Genomic DNA, 15162 nt, shown 5'->3' on the forward strand with positions numbered 1-15162 from the left:
CCCCCGATGTCCAGCATCATCGAGTCGCTGCACCAGCGCGACCCACAGGACCGTCAGGACCAGATCGTGGCGGTCCTGGTGGACGCCTTCGAGGAACTGATGAAGGCGAGCCCGGCCGAGTTCCGGCGGCGGTTCCGCAAGATGGCCTCCGACCCCTTCGCGTTCTACCGGGGGAGCGCCTGCCTGTTCTACGCCGACGTCGTCGACGACGAGGACCCCTGGGCCGACGAGCGCACCGGCCGGGTGTGGATCCAGGGCGACCTGCACGCCCAGAACTTCGGCACCTACATGAATGACGACGGCGTGTTCGTCTTCGACGTCAACGACTTCGACGAGGCCTACGTCGGCCACTTCACCTGGGACATCAAGCGTCTGGTGGCCAGCGTGGCGTTGCTGGCCTGGACCAAGGCGATCTCCGACGCCGACATCCGCCGCATGATCGAGACGTATGTGCGCGCCTACGTCGACCAGGTGCGCTACTTCGCCGAGAACACCGGCGACCAGCAGTGGGCGCTGACCCTCGACACCACCGACGGTCACACCCGCGACGTGCTCATCCAGGCGCTGGCCTCCACCCGGATCGACCTGCTGGCGGGCAAGACCCTGGTGGAGGAGCACGAGCGGCGGTTCAGGTCCGGCCCGGGCGTGCGCCGGCTCGGCCCCGAGGAGCGGGCCCGGGTGGAGGCGGCCTACCTGGAGTACCTGACGACGATCCCGCAGGAGAAGCGCTTCAGCAGCATCACCTACGCCGTCAAGGACATCGTGGGCGCCTCCGGGTTCGGCATCGGCTCGGCCGGGCTGGCGGCGTACAACATCCTGGTGGAGGGCCGCAGCCAGGCGCTGGAGAACGACGTCATCCTCTCCCTCAAGCAGGGCAACGTGGCCGCCCCCAGCCGGGTCGTCCCCGACCCCCGGATCCGCGAGTACTTCCTGCACCACGGCCACCGCACCGCGGTCTCGCGGCGCGCCCTGCAGGCCAACACCGACCCGTGGCTGGGGTACACCGAGATCGACGGCGTCGGCTACGTGGTGCAGGAACTGTCCCCCTACGAGGAGGACCTCGACTGGTCGGGCCTGTCCGAGCCCGCCGAGATGCTCCCCGTGCTGGACGACCTCGGCCGCGCCACCGCCAAGATCCACTGCGTGTCCGACAGCGACTCCGACCACAGCCTGGTGACCTTCCAGGTGGAGGACGCGATCGCCGCGGTGATCGGCCCCGACGAGGGCGGGTTCGTCGAGGCGATGGTGCGGTTCGGCATGGACTACGCGGCGATCGTCCGCGACGACCACCGGCTGTTCGTGGACGCCTTCCGCAACGGCCAGATCCCCGGATTGGAGGCCGGTTCGGCATGAGCGACACGGCGCGGGAGGACAAGCTCGGGCTCGACCCCCGGCTGGTGGACCGGGCCCGGAGACTGGCCGCCCGCGCCGCCGAGCCGGTCATCGAACTGGCCCGCACCCACACCACCGTCTCGGTGGAGCGGGCGCTGCTGCGCCTGACGGGCCTGCACGGCGCGGACGCCGGGGGCACCCCGTGGGCCAACGTGATCACCGACGCGGTCGCCGCGCAGGTCGGGCTGGAGCACGGGGTCGCGCTTCCGGTGTGGGACGCGCTGCGCGCCGGCGGCCACCGTGACCTGGAGTCGCTGGCCCGGGAGGTCGCCCGGGGCGGCGTCTCCTTCCGGCTGCCCACCGGGGCGGACGCCGGCACCGCCCGGGCCGCCGCCGGCGCGGCCGCCCGCGCCGGGATCGCCCGCATCGACCGGCGCCGCGCCGAACGCGACCGGCTACTGCGCGAGATCGGCGACCCGCCGCAACCGTGGATCTACCTCATCGTCGCCACCGGCGACATCCACGAGGACATCCCGCAGGCGCAGGCCGCCGCCCGGGAGGGCGCCGACGTGATCGCGGTGATCCGCTCGACCGGGCAGTCGCTGCTGGACTACGTGCCCGAGGGCGCCACCCGCGAGGGGTACGCCGGCACGTACGCCACCCAGGAGAACTTCCGGCTGATGCGCGCCGCCCTGGACGACACCTCCCGCGAGCTGGGCCGGTACGTGCGGCTGACCAACTACGCCTCCGGGCTGTGCATGCCCGAGATCGCGGTCCTGGCCGGGCTGGAACGGCTCGACATGATGCTCAACGACTGCATGTACGGGATCATCTTCCGCGACATCAACCCCCGGCGCACCTTCATCGACCAGCGGTTCTCCCGGCAGATCCACGCCCGCGCCGGGATCGTGATCAACACCGGCGAGGACAACTACCTGACCACGGCCGACGCGGTCGACGCCGCGCACACCGTGATCGTCAGCCAGCTCCTCAACGAGCGGTTCGGCCACGAGGCGGGCCTGGCCGACGGCCAGCTCGGGCTGGGCCACGCCTTCGAGATCGACCCGTCCCTGCCCGACTCGTTCCGGCTGGAGCTGGCACACGCCCAACTGGTGCGGGAGCTGTTCCCGGCCGCGCCGCTGAAGTACATGCCGCCCACCAAGCACATGACCGGCAACATCTTCGCCGGCTACCTGCTGGACGCCTTCTTCCACCTGGCCGGGGTGATGACCGACCAGTCGATCATCTTGATCGGGATGATGACCGAGGGCATCCACACCCCCTGGCTCTCGGACCGGGACCTGGCCCTGGAGAACGTCCGCTACGTGCGCACGGCATGCGGCCGGCTGGCCGAGGACTTCGTGCCCCGGCCCGGCGGGTTCGTCGCCGAGCGGGCCCGCCGGGTGCTGGCCGAGTCGGTGGAGTTGCTGGAGCGGGTCGAGGCCGACGGGCTGCTGCCGGCGATCGCCGACGGCACCTTCGGGGTGACCCGCCGCCCGCCGGACGGCGGCAAGGGCCTGGCGGGGGTGGTCGCCCGGGCTCCCGGGTACTGCAACCCCGCCACCGAGATCCTCGACACCGAGGACCCGCACGGCAGCAGGGACATGGCGGAGGTGCCCGCATGACCACGGCCGAACCCACCCGGTACGCGCCTCCCGCGCAGGCCGACACCCGGCAGGTGATCCGCCCCTACGGGGACACCACCGGGGACGGCATGGTGCAGGTGTCGTTCACCCTTCCGGTGCCCGCCGGCGCCCGAGCCGAGGCCGCGGCGCTGTCGCTGGCCGGGCAGATGGGCCTGGACCCGGCCAGCGTGGTGCACGTCAAGCCGATGGGCCCCGACTTCACCTTCTTCATCGTCTACGGCCGGGTCCGGCACCTGATCGACTACGCCGCGATCGAGGCGCCCGAGGGGCGGGAGTACCCGCTGCTGTCGGCGACGGAGGCGAACCAGGTGATCCGCGCCGGGCTGGGCCGCCCGCTGGTGGTCGTGGGCGCCTGCATCGGCACCGACGCGCACACCGTCGGCATCGACGCGATCCTCAACGTCAAGGGGTTCGCGGGGGAGAAGGGCCTGGAGTACTACCGGGAGCTGCGGGTGGTGAACATGGGCGCCCAGGTGGCGGTGGCGGAGCTGGTGGAGCGGGCCAAGGCCGAGAACGCCGACGCGGTGCTGGTCTCCCAGGTGGTGACCCAGCGCAACGCGCACCTGCACAACGCCAAGCAGATGGCGGCGGCGTTCCACGCCGAGTACCCGACCGCGGTGGCGGCGGGGATGGGCCGCCCGCTGCTGGTGGTGGGCGGGCCGCGGTTCGACACCGTGACCGCCGCCGATCTGGGGGTGGACCGGATCTTCGGCCGGGGCACCACCCCTGCCGAGGTGGCCTCCTACCTGGTGCACGCCCTGCTGCCCGGAGCCGGCCGGTGAGCGCCGATCCGCGGGTCGGGCTGGCCGTCACCCACCGGCGCTACGTTCCGCACGGCCACGCCCACTACGGCGGCTCGCTGGTGGACGGCGCCTACGTGCTGGGGCTGTTCGGTGACGTCGCCACCGAGGTGTGCGTCCGCACCGATGCCGACGAGGGATTGTTCGCCGGGTACCGGGAGGTGCGGTTCCACGCCCCGGTGCGCGCCGGCGACGTACTGGAGGCGACGGCGACGGTGGCCGAGGTGGGGCGGCGCAGCCGGACGCTGGCGTTCGAGGCCCGGGTGGTGTGCCGGGCCCGGCCGGATCTCGGCCCGTCCGCCGCCGAGGTGCTGGCGGAGCCGGTGGTGGTCGTCACGGCCACCGGGACCGTGGTGGTCCCCCAGCGAACCTCCGGCGAACCCACGCCCTCGCCCTGACCTGCACGCCCCCACGCAAGGTGAGGCCATTATGGCGGTGAGCTGCATGAACACCGGTCATAGGGGAGATGTCCGGAAGGTTCAGGCGGGTTGACAACCTTTCGGAACTCGGTAGGTTTGCTCCAGTCCAGCAGAGGACTCTCCGGCAGACCGCCCACGGCCGCGCCTCAAGCCAGGGGCGCGGACGGCGACACCGGGCGCGCGAGCGGCACCGCAGCCCCCGGCGGCGACGATGATCACGCGATCACTATGGACGGCCCGCCTCGAGGCGGTGCGCCCGGACGGCGGCCTGGCCGGTCGGGGGTTGGACCCGGGCAGGGCCCGGACATCCAGTAGACAACGGAGCCCCGTCCCCACCGCCTGTGGGGCGACTCCGGCCCGACGGATGTCCGGGCCCTCCACCGTCACCGGCACCCTGGCGCGCGACCGCCGGGTCGCCGTGCCCGCGCGAGGACGGTACCGTTCCGGCCAGCGGCGGCCACCCCGGGCCGCGCGATGGCCCATGGAGAGGGAGCGGCGGTGACGCAGCAGGCCCTGGCCGGCCGGGAACGGCCCGACCCCCCCACGCCCCGGTACCCGGCGTGGGTGCGCGGCGGCCGGGCGCGCGCCGCCGCGGCGGTCGCCGCGGGACCGGTGATGTCCGCGGCGCTACCGCCCTGGGACCTGTGGCCGCTGACCCTCGTGGGCGTGGCGCTGCTCGCCCTCGCACTGCACGGGACGCGCGCGCGGACCGGGGCCTGGCTGGGCCTGCTGTGCGGGGCGGCGTTCTTCCTGCCGTCCCTGCACGGGATCGCGCAGATCGGCCCGGACGCGTGGGTGCTGCTCAGCCTGGTCCAGGCCCTCTACTTCGCCCCGATGGGCGCCGGGATCGCGCTGGCCTCCCGGCTGCCGGCCTGGCCCGTGTGGACCGCGGCGCTGTGGACGGCCCAGGAACTGGTCCGGGGCCGGGTCCCGTTCGGCGGGTTCCCCTGGGCGCGGCTGGCGTTCGCGCAGACCGACTCGCCGCTGACCCCCTACGCCGCGCTCGGCGGCGCCCCGCTGGTGACCTTCGTGGTCGCGCTGTGCGGCGCGCTGCTCGCCCTGGCGGTGCTGCGTGCCCGCGCGCCCGGCGGGGCCCGGACGGCCGGTCTCGCGGTCGCCGCGGTGGCGGCCGTCACCGCGGCCGGGCTGGCGATCCCGGTCCCCACCGCCGGCCGGCCGGTCACCGTGGCGGTGATCCAGGGCAACGTGCCCCGGCTCGGGCTCGACTTCAACAGCCAGCGGCAGGCCGTGCTGGACAACCACGTCGCCCGCACCCACGAGCTGGCCGCCCGGATCCGGGCCGGCGCCGTCCCCCGGCCCGAACTGGTGGTGTGGCCGGAGAACTCCAGCGACCTGGACCCCTACACCGACCCGACCGCCCGGGCGCTGATCGACGGGGCCGTCCGGGCCGTCGGGGTGCCGGTCCTGGTCGGCGCGGTGGTCGACGCCGCCGACCCCGACCACGTGGAGAACCGCGGGATCGTCTGGGACCCGCACACCGGCCCGGGCGAGTACTACGTCAAGCGGCATCCGGTGCCGTTCGGTGAGTACCTGCCGTTCCGCGATGCGCTGACCAGGCTGATCACCCGGTTCGAGCGCATCCCGCGTGACTTCGCACGGGGGGCCCGGCCCGGGCTGCTGCGGCTCGGCCCGGTCACGGCCGGCGACGTGATCTGCTTCGAGGTGGCCTACGACGGCGTCGTGCGCGACGTCGCCTCGGCCGATCTGCTGGTCGTGCAGACCAACAACGCCACCTACGGGCGCACCGGGATGCCGGCGCAGCAGCTGGCGATGTCCCGGCTGCGGGCGGTCGAGCACGGCCGTACGATCCTGGTGGCGGCCACCAGCGGTATCAGCGCCATCGTGGCCCCGGACGGGCGGATGATCGACAAGTCCGGTGAGTTCGTCCCGGACATCCAGGTGGCCCGCGTGCAGGCGCGGACCTCGCGTACGATTGCGGACCGGGTGGGCGCGTTCCCAGAGTGGGTGCTGGCGCTGCTGGGCCTTGCGGCCGTGGCGGTGGCGGCGCGGCGAGGGGCCGGTGGAACCGGCCGAGAGGACGAGGAGGCCTGACCCCTATGGAGATCCCAGGCGACATCGGCCGGGTTCTTGTGATCATTCCGACCTACAACGAACGGGAGAACGTCGAGGCGATCGTCGGCCGGGTACGGGCTGCCGCGCCGTCCGTGGACGTCCTGGTCGTCGACGACAACAGCCCCGACGGCACGGGTGACCTGGCCGACGCGCTGGCCGCCGCCGACGACCAGGTCGACGTGCTGCACCGGACCGCCAAGGACGGCCTGGGCGCCGCCTACATCGCCGGGTTCCGGTGGGCGTTCGACCGCGGCTACGACGTCATGGTCGAGATGGACGCCGACGGGTCGCACCAGCCGGAGGAGCTGCACCGGCTGCTGACGGCGTTGCGCGACGCCGACCTGGTGATCGGGGCCCGCTGGATACCCGGTGGCGAGGTGCGCAACTGGCCGCGCTCGCGCGAGGCGCTCTCGCGTGGCGCCAACACCTACGCCCGGGTGCTGCTGGGCATCCCGCTGCACGACGCCACCGCCGGCTACCGCGCCTACCGTGCCACCACCCTGGAGAAGATCGGCCTGGAGGAGGTCGACTCGCGGGGGTACTGCTTCCAGATCGACCTGGCGCTGCGCGCGGTCCGGCACGGGCTGCGGGTGGTGGAGGTGCCGATCACTTTCGTGGAGCGGGTCCACGGCGTGAGCAAGATGAGCCGCGACGTCATGGCCGAGGCGTTCCTGCGGGTCGCGCAGTGGGGCGTCGCGGGCCGGGTCGACCGCCTGCGCAAGCGCTGAATCGCCCGGGGAGGGAAACGATCCGCGGGGCCGGCGCGTTGGCCCGATGAGAGCCATGCGAGGCGGTGGGAAACCGCCTTCCGCGGACGAAGATGGAGCCATGCTGCCGCTCGTGCTGTTCCTGGCGTTCCTGCTGATGCCGGTCGCCGAGATTTATGTGATCATCCAGGTCGGTACGGTCATCGGGGCCTGGCCGACCGTGGGGCTGCTGCTGGTCGAGAGCCTGCTGGGCGCGGTGATCATGCGGCGTGAGGGGCGCCGTGCCTGGCGGGAGTTGCAGCGCACCTTCGGGCGGGGTGAGATGCCCGACCGGGAACTCGCTGATGCCGCGCTGGTGCTCACCGGCGGGGTCCTGCTGCTGACCCCCGGGTTCATCACCGACGTCCTGGGGTTCCTGTTCGTGCTGCCGTTCACCCGGCCGCTGGTGCGCCGGGCGCTGGTGGCGTACGCGGCGCGCCGGGTGCGGCTCGCGGTGAGCCGGCCCGGCCCGCGGCCGAACGCCGGGCCGAACGTCGGGCCGGCGGCGGGCGATGCCCCGGGGCCGGTGGTCCGGGGCGAGGTGATCCGGGAGGACCGGCCCTGAGGAACCTCTGAGGAACGTTGCGGGGCCCGCACCGCGGGTGCGGTGCAGGCCCCGGAGTTCGTCGGTCGGGGTTCAGCGGGTCATGCGGTCTTGCGGCGCTGGGCGCGTAGGATCGCCAGCCGCTCGGCCAGGACCTCCTCCAGATCCTCGATCGTGCGGCGCTCCATCAGCATGTCCCAATGGGTGCGCGGCGGCTTGCCCTTCTTGGGCTGGGGCAGTTCGCCGTCCACCCGCAGGGCGGTGACGCCACAGTTGCGGCATTCCCAGGTCATCGGCACCTCGGCCTCGGCGGCGAGCGTCACGGTGAACCGGTGGCCCTTCGTACAGGTGTAATCGATCTCCTGTCGGGGAGCCAGATCAGTATTGCGATCGTTCTCGTAGCTCGTCGCTCCGAGTCGGGTGCCGCGAAGTGCGCGCTCGGCCATCGTCACGTGCCTCCCACAGGCTTGCGGTCTTGTCAACGCCAACGCTGGATACCGTCACAAGATTCCCGGCCGGGGACGGATCCAACCCTGTCGTTTCCACGCGGGGGGCCGAAGTTTCGACGATGGGTCAGGTATCTCCGACTCGGTCGGTGCTGTCGACGACGTGATCGACGAGGCCGTAGTCGCGGGCCTCCTCGGCGGTGAACCAGCGGTCGCGGTCGGAGTCTGCCTTGATCCGTTCCAGCGGCTGCCCGGTGTGCTGGGCGGTGCGTTCGGCCAGGATCTGCTTGAGGTAGAGCGCCTGCTCGATCTGGATCTTGATGTCGGAGGCGGTGCCGCCGATACCGCCCGAGGGCTGGTGCATCATCACCCGGGCGTGCCGTAGCGCGTACCGCTTGCCGGGGGTGCCGGCGCACAGCAGCGACTGGCCCATCGAGGCGGCCAGGCCGAGCGCGACGGTGGCGACGTCGTTGGGCAGGTACTGCATGACGTCGTAGATCGCCATTCCGGCGTCGACGGACCCGCCGGGGGAGTTGATGTAGAGGGTGACGTCGCGGTGGCCGTCCTGGGCCGACAGCAGCAGGAGTTGGCCGCAGATCCGGTTGGCGAGGGCGTCGTCGATCTCCGCGCCGAGGAAGACGATGCGTTGGGCCAGTAGCCGCTGGTCGAGGGCGTCCTGCTGGAGCCGGGGCAGGGTGTCGACCTCGGCCCGGAGGCGGGGCGCGTGGGTGCCGGGAGGCGCGGGACGGGCGTCCGGGCGGGCCGGCAGGTGTTCGGGGTGCGTCCCGGGATACATCGCGGAATACATACGACCTCGATTCTGTACAAAACTCGAATAATGTACAGAATGCTACAATGATGGGGTGACGCGCAACGTTCCGGTGACCGAGGCCCGCAAGGATCTGGCGGAGCTGGTGAACCAGGTCGCCTACCAGGGGGAGCGCGTGGTGCTCACCCGGCACGGCAAGGCCATGGCCGCGATCGTCTCCGCGGCGGACCTGGAACTGCTCGAACGGTTGCTGGCGGAGCGGATCGACCTCACCCAGGCCGGCGCCGGCCGGCCGGTCCCCGCGGCGGAGACCGAGCCGCGCCCGCTGCGCATCGCGGCCGAGCACCGCCCGCCGGGCCCACCCCGCCCGCCCGGGTTCGGCCGCTGACCTTCCCGGCCCCGCCTCAGGCCGTGGACAGGTTCCGCTTGGCGATGCGGCTGAGCTCGTCGGCGAGGACCTCCGCCTGCCCGGCGGCGATGCCGTCCAGCGCGGCCGCGGCGACCAGCGCCGGGTCGGTTTTGCGTTCCGGAGGGATGTAGGAGGCCATGTCGGTGTCCATGTAGCCGACGTGCAGGGCGGTCACGCGGATGCCCCGGGCGCCCAACTGCTGCCGGATCACGTCGGTCATCGCCCAGGCCGCGGCCTTGGTGGCGCAGTAGGCCCCGTACTCGGGCACGTGCAGCCACGAGAGCACGGACAGCACGTTGAGGATCGCGCCACCGCCGTTGGCCTCGATGACCGGCGCGAACGCGCGCGTCACGTCGAGGGTGCCGAAGTAACCGGTCTCCATCTCCAGACGGATCATGTCGGTCGCGCCGCCGATCAGCGGTGTGCGGGTGGAGACGCCCGCGTTGTTGATCAGCAGGGTCGCGTCGGTCGCCAGCCGGGCGGCGCCCGCCACCGATTCCGGGTCGGTGACGTCGAGTTGCAGCGGCACGGCGCCGGGCACGTCGATCGTCCCGGGGTCACGGGCGGCGGCGTACACCTTCGCGCCGCGCTCGAGCAGTTGCACGACGAGGTTGCGGCCGAGCCCGCGGTTGCCGCCGGTCACCACGGCCACGGAGCTCTCGATCTTCATGGTGTCCCCTTTCGACGCCTGGTCGGGGCGGTGCCGGCCGGGGGAACCGGACGCGCGGCTTCGCCGCGAGCGGCCGCCGGGCCGTGGCGAGGCCTCTCTGTCCGAGATGTCCGGCAGGGCACGGCTGTAACGGCTTCACCAGGGCGAACGTCGAACATCCATGATCAACTATCTGGGTGGTGTGCCCGCGACCGCCTTGCCGGGTGCGTCGGGCTCCTCCGTGGGCGCCTCGGTGCCCCGCCGGGCGCGGTACGCGCGCTGCTGGCAGGCGCGGGAGCAGTACTCGCGGGGCCGGCCGGTGCCCGCCCGGGCGACGGGCCGGCCGCAGACGGTGCAGGCCGGCCCGTCCGCGGTGCCCCCCTCGGACCATGTTTCGTCACATAGGTAGGCAGCCAGCGGGAAAATGTCGCAACTTTCATCACGCCTGCGGGTCTCGATGAGCGCCGCGACCCCGTCGAGCACCCGATCGAGGCCGAACTCGAAGCCCGCGGAGCCGCAGTCCTGGTCCGCCACGGGCTCATCGAAGCCACCGGCCTGCCAGATCGCCGTGAGCGTGGGGAAGCGCCCGTCGCCGAAGTGCTCGAACAGCGAGGCGCGGTCGGCCCACCACTGGTCGTCACTGACGCCGGTGCGCCGCTCGATCAGCCGGGCCTGGGCCGCGCGCCGGGCCACGCCGCCGACATAGCCGCCGACGAGTTCCACCACGGCGACCATCTGGCCGGGGGTCAGGCCGGTCTCCGACACCGCGCGCAGGGCGGAGTCGAACAGGGTGATCGCGTGCGGCCCGGGCACCCGGCGGGTGATCGCGATCTCCAGCGCCCAGGGGTGCCGCTGGTACATCTCCCACTCCCGGTGGGCGTACCGGGTCAGGGCCGCGCGCCAGCCGTCGGGAGCGGACCGGCCGTCGCCGGCCTCCTCGTCCGCCAGGATCATCTCGCCGTGCACCGCCTCCTGCATGAGGTCCAGCAGTTCGGCCTTGCCGGGCACGTGCCGGTACAGGGACATCGTGGTGAAGCCGAGGCGTTCGGCGACCGCCCGCATCGACAGCCCGGCCAGGCCGTCGGCGTCGGCGATCTCGATCGCGGTCCGCACGATCCGGTCGAGGGTGAGGCCGGGCCGCCGGGTGGGGGAGCCCTCACCCCCCCGGTCCTCCCACATCAGCCGCACGCTGCGCTCGGGGCCCGCGCGGCCGTAGTCGGTGGGCACCATCGTCCTCCGCTCTTTGGTAACCGGCCGACGGATACCGCTTGACGCTCATCCTAGGCGTGGGTATAGCTTAGCCAAAGTTTATTCCATAAACAGAGTGAGGGGGTTTTCTTGGAAGCGTCCACGCATGCGCTCATGGCCGAGGGGCTGTGCAAGCGCTATGGCGACACGACCGCGCTCGACGGGTTCGACCTGGCCGTGCGCCCGGGGACCGTGTGCGGGCTGCTGGGGCCCAACGGAGCAGGGAAGACCACAGCGGTCCGGATCTTCAGCACGCTGCTGCGGGCGGACGGGGGCCGGGCGACGGTCGCCGGATTCGACGTGGCGCGCCAGGCCGCCCAGGTGCGTTACCGGATCGGCCTGGCCGGGCAGCAGCCGGCCGTCGACGAGATCCTCACCGGCCGGGAGAACCTGGAGATGTGGGGGCGGCTCTACCGCCTGGACGCGCGGACCGCCCGCCGCCGGGCGGACGAGCTGCTGGAGCGGTTCGGGCTGTCCGACGCGGCCGGCAAGCGGGCCAAGCACTACTCGGGTGGGATGCGCCGCCGGCTCGACCTGGCCGCGAGTTTCATCCTGGCGCCCCAGGTGCTGTTCCTGGACGAGCCCACCACCGGGCTGGACCCGCGCAACCGCAACGAGGTCTGGAAGTCGGTCCAGGCGCTGGTCGCCGCCGGGACCACGGTCCTGCTGACCACCCAGTACCTGGAGGAGGCCGACCGGCTGGCCGACCAGATCGCGGTGATCGATTCCGGCCGGGTGATCGCCGAGGGCACCCCGGGGGAGCTCAAGTCCGCGATCGGCGGGGACCGGATCGACGTGGTGACGCGCGATGCCGCCGGGCTGGCCGAGGCCGTGCGGGTGATCGCCCAGGTCACCGGCGCCGAGCCCGAGACAGATCCGGACGCCCGCCGGATCAGCGCCCCGGTACGGGACCGGATCGGCGCCCTCACCGGTGCCGCCCGGGAACTGGCGGAGGCCGGGGTCGAGGTCGAGGACCTGGCGCTGCGGCGCCCCACCCTCGACGAGGTGTTCCTGCATCTCACCGGACACCACGCCGCCGCTGTCGACCCGGCGGACCCGGCGGGTCGCCAGGAGGTGCGGGCATGACGGAACTGCTGGTCCCGGCGATGCCCACGACCCCGTTGGAGCGGGTGCGCTGGGCCCTCTCCGACGGCTGGGTCGTCGCCCGGCGCGGCCTGATCCACTGGGTGCGCAACCCGGTGATGGTCGTCTACCAACTGCTGTGGCCGATCATGATGGTGATGCTGTTCGGCTACGTGTTCGGCAGCGCGATGGTGGTGGCCGGCGGTGGCGACTACCGCGAGTTCCTGATGCCGGGCCTGTTCGGCCAGACCGTGATGTTCGGCCTGGCCACGACGGTGATGGTCATGACGACCGACGCTTCCCAGGGGGTCACCGACCGGTTCCGCTCCATGCCGATGTCGCAGTCGGGCGTGGTGCTCGGCCGCAGCTTCTCCGACATGGTCAACTCCGTGCTGGAACTGGTCATCCTGGTCGGCTGCGGGCTGGCGGTCGGGTGGCGCTGGCACCACGGGTTCGGCAAGGCGCTGGCCGCGATGGGGCTGCTGTTGCTGCTGCGGTTCGCCCTGATCTGGGTGGGGATCTACCTCGGGCTGATCGTGACACCGGAGGCCGCCGCGGCCGCGTGGGCGCCGCTGTTCCCCCTCACCATGATCGCCAACACGTTCGTGTCGCCGTCCCAGATGCCCGGCTGGCTGGGGCTGCTCGCCGAGTGGAACCCGCTGTCGGCCACGGTGGGGGCCTGCCGCGAGCTGTTCGGCAATCCCGGGTGGCCCGGCGAGTCGTGGGCGGCGCAGCACGCGGTGGAACTGGCGATCGCCTGGCCGGTGGTGATCGTGGCGATCTTCTTGCCGCTGTCGGTGCGCCGCTACCGGAGGCTGGACCGCTGACCAGGGCGCTGTGACGGAACCCGCTCCCCATTGGGATGGGTTTCGTCACGCCGGGTGGTGTCGGGCCACAGGCCGCGGGCGGCCATCACGTCGCGCAGGGCCTCCAGGTCGTCGGTCATGATGCCGTCGATGCCCAGGTCCAGCAGGCGTCCCATCTCGGTGGGGTCGTTGACGGTCCAGGCGTGCACCTTCAGGCCGAGCCGGTGGGCGTGGTCGAGGAAGGGGCGGGTGACGAACGGCACCCGCCCCAGCCCGTAGGGGACCTGGGCGCAGGCGACCCCGGTGGCGGCGAGCCGGACGAGCTTGCCGGCGGGTCCGCCGGCGGGTCCGCCGGCGGAGCGGGCGCGCAGCGCCATCACCCCGCGCGGGCCGAGCGCGGTGCACACGTCCTCGCCGGTGAACAGCGGCAGCCGGGCGCGCATCTGGGCCAGCCGGCGGGTGGAGAAGGAGGTGATGCACACCCGGCCCCAGGCGCGGGTGCGGTGCAGCGCGGCGGCCAGCGGGCCGATGGCGGGGGCGTCCTTGATGTCGATGTTGACCCGGACGTCCGGCCAGGTGCCGAGGATGTCCTCCAGCCGGGGGATGGGTTCTATGCCGTGGATGCGGGCGGCGGCCACCTCGGCGTAGGGGAGCCGGGAGATCGGGCCGTGCCGGTCGGTCACCCGGTCCAGGGTCCGGTCGTGGAAGGCCACCAGGACCCCGTCCGCGGTGGCATGCACGTCGGTCTCCAGGTAGCGGTAGCCCAGGTCGACGGCGTGCTGGAAGGCGGGCATGGAGTTCTCGGGGCGGTCGCGGGCGCCGCCGCGATGGGCGAAGGCGATGGGCCCGGGATGGTCGAGGAAGGTGTAGGCGCGGGACACGAAGCCGAGTATGCCCGCTCGGAGCCCATGCCCCGAATGAACCTTACTTCGTAAAGGCGGTGGGCGGGTTCACCCCTGAGCCCACTCGCGGCGGCGGACCTCCGCGAGAGCGACCGCCGTGGCCACCGCGACGTTCAACGAGCCCACCCGGCCGATCTGCGGGATGTAGGCGACGGCGTCGGCGGCGGCCAGCAGGGCGGGGGAGCAGCCGTGGTCCTCGCCGCCGACGGCGAGGCACACATCCCCGTCCAGCGGGGCCTCGTGCAGCGGTACGGCGTCGGCGGTGAGCTCGACCGCGATGATCCGGAACCCGTCCCGGCGGGCCGCGGCGACGGCGTCGGCGGGGGTGCCGATGTGCTCCCAGGGCACCAGCCGTTCGGTGCCCAGGGCCGTCTTGCGCACGCCGGGGTGGGAGGGGGGAGTGGCGTTGCCGGCCAGCCACAGGTGCTCGACGCCGAAGACGGCGGCGCTGCGCAGGATGGAGCCGATGTTGAACGGCGCGGTGACCGACTCGACGAGCAACCCGACCCGCCCCTGGGTGCGCCGCCGCCAGTCGCGGTTGAGCCGCTTGACGTCGGTGGGGCGCAGCTGCCGCCGCTCGGGGTTGCCGGTCGCTTTCTGGGAGGTCACGCGGAATCGCTTTCTTCGGGACGGGCGGTCACGGCGAGCACCCGGTAGGCGGAGCGCGAGGCGACGCGCTCGGTGGGCCACCCCTGACCGATCAGCCAGCGCTGCAGCGAGTCGGAGCCGAGGTTGCGCTGCACGACGAGGTGGGCGGTGCCGCCGGGGGAGAGCCGGGCCAGCCAGGTGCGCAGCAGCTCGTGCAGGGGAGCCTTGCCGATGCGGATCGGCGGGTTGGACCAGATCGCCGCGTACCGCAGCCCGGGGTCCACCTCCCCCGGCAGACTGAACTTTACATTGTCAAGGCCTGCGGTGATGGCATTGACCCTGGCTCGCTCCAGCGCTCGCTCATTCACATCCACCCCGAGAACACTCGCCTGCGGCGAGCGCGCAGCCATGGTCAGGGCGATCGGGCCGTACCCGCAGCCCAGGTCGAGCAGATGCCCGGCCGGCGGTGGGGCGGGGACGGTCTCCAGCAGGATGCGGGTACCGGGGTCGATGCGTTCGGGGGAGAACATGCCCCGGTCGGTCTCCAGCCGCAGGTGCAGGTCGGGCAGGACCAGGTCGACGGTGCGCGGTCGGCCGGGCAGGTCGGGCCGTGGCGCGAAGTAGTGCTCCCCCACGGGGGCCGACCGTATCAGGATCTTCGCCCGGACCGGTGCGTTCGGG

Annotated in this window: 17 protein-coding genes; 10 read left to right on the forward strand and 7 right to left on the reverse strand. The window is 72.6% G+C overall.

Going from position 1 to position 15162, the window contains the following annotated elements:
- Positions 1–6: 6 nt before the first annotated feature.
- The 7 genes from DPM19_RS17125 to DPM19_RS17155 all read left to right on the forward strand — a co-directional run bounded on the left by DPM19_RS17125 (position 7) and on the right by DPM19_RS17155 (position 7602).
- On the forward strand, positions 7–1353 hold the full coding sequence (locus DPM19_RS17125; protein ID WP_111868858.1) for a DUF2252 domain-containing protein: 1347 nt from the start codon (positions 7–9) through the stop codon (positions 1351–1353).
- Entirely contained in the window at positions 1350–2957 is a 1608-nt protein-coding gene (gene kamD / locus DPM19_RS17130; protein ID WP_111868861.1) for a lysine 5,6-aminomutase subunit alpha, read from the forward strand. The genes DPM19_RS17125 and kamD overlap by 4 nt, the downstream gene beginning before the upstream one ends.
- Positions 2954–3760: a lysine 5,6-aminomutase subunit beta gene (gene kamE, locus DPM19_RS17135; protein WP_111868863.1), complete on the forward strand. Its 807-nt coding sequence runs from the start codon at positions 2954–2956 to the stop codon at positions 3758–3760. Before kamD ends, kamE begins: the two co-directional genes overlap by 4 nt.
- Positions 3757–4176: a 3-aminobutyryl-CoA ammonia lyase gene (kal, locus tag DPM19_RS17140; protein ID WP_111868866.1), complete on the forward strand. Its 420-nt coding sequence runs from the start codon at positions 3757–3759 to the stop codon at positions 4174–4176. The genes kamE and kal overlap by 4 nt, the downstream gene beginning before the upstream one ends.
- A gap of 519 nt (positions 4177–4695) precedes the next feature.
- Positions 4696–6270 (forward strand): apolipoprotein N-acyltransferase, encoded by a 1575-nt coding sequence (gene lnt, locus DPM19_RS17145; RefSeq protein ID WP_233510226.1) that lies wholly within the window; start codon positions 4696–4698, stop codon positions 6268–6270.
- A 5-nt stretch (positions 6271–6275) separates the two neighbouring features.
- Positions 6276–7019: a polyprenol monophosphomannose synthase gene (locus DPM19_RS17150; RefSeq protein ID WP_111868871.1), complete on the forward strand. Its 744-nt coding sequence runs from the start codon at positions 6276–6278 to the stop codon at positions 7017–7019.
- Positions 7020–7119: 100 nt separating this feature from the next.
- Entirely contained in the window at positions 7120–7602 is a 483-nt protein-coding gene (locus tag DPM19_RS17155; protein WP_111868873.1) for an FxsA family protein, read from the forward strand.
- Positions 7603–7682: 80 nt separating this feature from the next.
- Here DPM19_RS17155 and DPM19_RS17160 read toward each other — a convergent pair whose 3' ends face one another.
- Both DPM19_RS17160 and DPM19_RS17165 read right to left on the reverse strand, forming a co-directional pair.
- Positions 7683–8027 carry an RNA polymerase-binding protein RbpA gene (locus tag DPM19_RS17160; RefSeq protein WP_111868876.1) on the reverse strand — a complete coding sequence of 115 codons (345 nt, stop codon included), beginning with the start codon at positions 8025–8027 and terminating at the stop codon, positions 7683–7685.
- A gap of 127 nt (positions 8028–8154) precedes the next feature.
- A complete protein-coding gene (locus DPM19_RS17165) occupies positions 8155–8823 on the reverse strand; it encodes a ClpP family protease (protein WP_111869090.1) in 669 nt (222 codons plus the stop codon).
- 67 nt (positions 8824–8890) lie between these two features.
- On the opposite strand from DPM19_RS17165, the gene DPM19_RS17170 reads away from it, so the two are divergent.
- On the forward strand, positions 8891–9184 hold the full coding sequence (locus DPM19_RS17170) for a type II toxin-antitoxin system Phd/YefM family antitoxin (protein WP_111868879.1): 294 nt from the start codon (positions 8891–8893) through the stop codon (positions 9182–9184).
- 16 nt (positions 9185–9200) lie between these two features.
- On the opposite strand, the gene DPM19_RS17175 is transcribed toward DPM19_RS17170, so the two are convergent.
- Positions 9201–9875 (reverse strand): SDR family oxidoreductase, encoded by a 675-nt coding sequence (locus DPM19_RS17175; RefSeq protein ID WP_111868882.1) that lies wholly within the window; start codon positions 9873–9875, stop codon positions 9201–9203.
- A gap of 168 nt (positions 9876–10043) precedes the next feature.
- Positions 10044–11084 (reverse strand): TetR/AcrR family transcriptional regulator, encoded by a 1041-nt coding sequence (locus DPM19_RS17180; protein WP_111868885.1) that lies wholly within the window; start codon positions 11082–11084, stop codon positions 10044–10046.
- 108 nt (positions 11085–11192) lie between these two features.
- Here DPM19_RS17180 and DPM19_RS17185 point away from each other — a divergent pair, with 108 nt between their 5' ends.
- Together DPM19_RS17185 and DPM19_RS17190 are read left to right on the forward strand one after the other, a co-directional pair.
- Positions 11193–12188, forward strand: a complete 996-nt coding sequence (locus tag DPM19_RS17185; protein WP_233510227.1) for an ATP-binding cassette domain-containing protein — start codon at positions 11193–11195, stop codon at positions 12186–12188.
- Positions 12185–13012 (forward strand): ABC transporter permease, encoded by an 828-nt coding sequence (locus tag DPM19_RS17190; protein ID WP_111868895.1) that lies wholly within the window; start codon positions 12185–12187, stop codon positions 13010–13012. The genes DPM19_RS17185 and DPM19_RS17190 overlap by 4 nt, the downstream gene beginning before the upstream one ends.
- Here DPM19_RS17190 and DPM19_RS17195 read toward each other — a convergent pair.
- The 3 genes from DPM19_RS17195 to DPM19_RS17205 all read right to left on the reverse strand — a co-directional run bounded on the left by DPM19_RS17195 (position 12991) and on the right by DPM19_RS17205 (position 15116).
- Positions 12991–13872 carry a glycerophosphodiester phosphodiesterase gene (locus DPM19_RS17195; protein WP_111868897.1) on the reverse strand — a complete coding sequence of 294 codons (882 nt, stop codon included), beginning with the start codon at positions 13870–13872 and terminating at the stop codon, positions 12991–12993. The two genes, DPM19_RS17190 and DPM19_RS17195, sit on opposite strands and share 22 nt — an antisense overlap.
- Before the next feature lie 69 nt (positions 13873–13941).
- Entirely contained in the window at positions 13942–14502 is a 561-nt protein-coding gene (locus DPM19_RS17200) for a TrmH family RNA methyltransferase (protein WP_111868900.1), read from the reverse strand.
- A complete protein-coding gene (locus tag DPM19_RS17205; RefSeq protein WP_111868902.1) occupies positions 14499–15116 on the reverse strand; it encodes a class I SAM-dependent methyltransferase in 618 nt (205 codons plus the stop codon). Before DPM19_RS17205 ends, DPM19_RS17200 begins: the two co-directional genes overlap by 4 nt.
- Positions 15117–15162: the final 46 nt, after the last annotated feature.

Source organism: Actinomadura craniellae (genome assembly GCF_003289645.1).
Lineage (GTDB): Bacteria > Actinomycetota > Actinomycetes > Streptosporangiales > Streptosporangiaceae > Actinomadura_D > Actinomadura_D craniellae.